We start from the raw sequence: 2,117 nt of genomic DNA, 5'->3' as shown, positions 1-2,117 counted from the left end.
CCCGCCTCCCCAGCCGCCGCCTGACCAGTCGGTTATTTGTGGCCCGTCTCTCGTTCCTACGTGAGAACCACTCCCCCTCGTTCGCGCTCACCAAGATTCGGCACTATCGCGACAAGCCGTATCGCCGGCTCTATGAGGCCGCGAAGGGGTCTCCACCCGCACTGCCGCGCCTCGATGGCTGGCGGGATAAGCCGCTTGGCGGGACGATCAGCCCATCGGCGGATGCGCGGCAAAGCGAAACGGAGCAGCTCCCCAGAGCCGCTGCAAAGGCCGAGCGGGCGGCCTCTGAGAGAGCACCGGCAAACTGGGAACCTCCGGATATGTCGCCAGTCACCATGACCAGCCCCACGCAGCGGCCAGGGCGCGTCAAAGCCTCTGCGCCTCGGGTGAGTACGAAGCCTCCCGGGGAATTGAGCCTCGGGACACCGCCGGCGCCGGTCGGCGAAAATTGCGATCTGCGCGGGATCATCGCGGCTGCCGGGGACGAACAGGAGGCGACCTTCGCCATAATGATGCAGGCTCTTGGCGAACAGTCTTCTACAAGCAGTTCCGTCGCTCAAGCTGCGGAAAACCTCAAGAGCCTGCAGCGCGGGTTTGGCGATGCCGACAGATCGGCCACTTGAGCTCAGACCGTACGATGAGCTCTTGCGGCCCGCACGCGCTCAGACTAAATTCGGTCTGAATTTAGATCGAGGCAGCCATGCGATACTCGACCCAGGTCAAACCGATCAGCTATTTGAAGGCCAATGCAGCCGATATCCTTTTAAGCCTCGCCGAGAAGCGGGAGCCCATGGTGATCACGCAGAATGGCGAAGCCAGAGCCGTGATCCAGGACGTCGCCTCTTTCGAGCAGACGCAAGAGACGCTCGCACTGCTAAAGCTGCTAGCCATCGGCAATCAGGATATCGATGCCGGCAAGACCTCGCCCGTTCGCGGCGTTGTCGAAAGGTTGCGCGCAAAAGCGGCCGATCGTCGATGAAGGAAGGCCGCTTCGAGGTCGAACTGACGCGAGGCGCCGAGGATGACCTCGAATCCATTCACCGATACCTGCTGGAACACCGTTCAAGGGAGGCGGCCGAGTCGTTGCTCGACGCATTCCTCGAGAAAATCCATACACTGGAACACCACCCGGAGCGAGGTAGCTTTCCCAGGGAACTCGAGGTGCTGGGGGTTCGGGAATTCCGGCAGATTCTGCTCGATCCTTACCGCCTGATCTATCGCGTCAGCGGCAATAAGGTCTTTATCCTCGTTGTCGCCGATGGTCGCCGCGACCTACAAGCGTTGCTTGAGCGCCGCTTACTTGGTCAGTGAGATCGGGCTATGCTCCGCAGTTCTTCGAGCCCTTTTGCCGGATGCATATTGTTTGCGATTCCATGCGGTGGATGGCTAAATCGAGCCCGCTCACGCACCGGAACGCGATAGGCGTGAAACCGCGCGGTCGTTCCATAAGATACCTTATGCGAATCGAGCTTGTAGAACGGGTGGGTTCAAGTTTGAAGTGGGACTTGCGAATGATCCCAATGGGTTATCAGTCGCAGGAACGCAGCGATGCAACGCACCTACTCCCAGATCGACCTGACCGAACGCCGTAAGCTCGCCGGATGGCGCGGCATGGGATTGAGCGTCGATGTCATCGCTGAGAAGCTCGGTCGGCATCGCTCGACGATTTTCCGGGAGTTGCGACGCAACGCCTTCATCGACAAGGAATGGCCAGAGCTCGACGGCTACCATTGCGTGACGGCACATGACATGGCCCGCGAGCGGCGCACCAGGCTCAGGAAGCTCGCGCGCTTCTCTCATGTGCGCCAATCGGTGATCGAACGGATTCAGCACGGCTGGTCGCCACAGCAGATCGCCGGCCGGATGCGGCTCGAGCGTCATCCGATCTCGGTCAGCCACGAGACGATCTACAAGTTTGCCTATTCGGCGGACGGTCAGGCCATCAAGCTCTGGCGGCATCTACCGGAACACAGCGCGCGACGCAGCCCGCGGCATGCCAGGCGCCGGAATGGGCCGAGCTTCAACCCGGTGCTGAACCTCCCGCGCCGCCCGGACGCCCTCCCCCACCCAAAGCCGGTCGGGCACCGGGAGGGCGAACCACTCCATCTCCTTCCACC

General features: G+C 61.6%; 3 protein-coding genes and 1 pseudogene. All 4 read left to right on the top strand.

The window, feature by feature from the left end:
* Positions 1-623 (top strand): annotated as a pseudogene (locus B6S44_RS29710) (type IV secretory system conjugative DNA transfer family protein); the annotation flags it as partial.
* A 77-nt stretch (positions 624-700) separates the two neighbouring features.
* Positions 701-979, top strand: a complete 279-nt coding sequence (locus B6S44_RS28820) for a type II toxin-antitoxin system Phd/YefM family antitoxin (RefSeq protein ID WP_129160449.1) — start codon at positions 701-703, stop codon at positions 977-979.
* Entirely contained in the window at positions 976-1,311 is a 336-nt protein-coding gene (locus B6S44_RS28815) for a type II toxin-antitoxin system RelE/ParE family toxin (RefSeq protein ID WP_129160448.1), read from the top strand. Before B6S44_RS28820 ends, B6S44_RS28815 begins: the two co-directional genes overlap by 4 nt.
* 237 nt (positions 1,312-1,548) lie before the next feature.
* Positions 1,549-2,117: IS30 family transposase (locus tag B6S44_RS28810; protein WP_129160447.1), on the top strand; the 569-nt coding region annotated here is incomplete at its 3' end.

Origin of the sequence: Allobosea sp. Tri-44 (assembly GCF_004123845.1) — a bacterium.
Lineage (GTDB): Bacteria > Pseudomonadota > Alphaproteobacteria > Rhizobiales > Beijerinckiaceae > Allobosea.
This window is presented reverse-complemented; position numbering and strand designations above follow the sequence as displayed.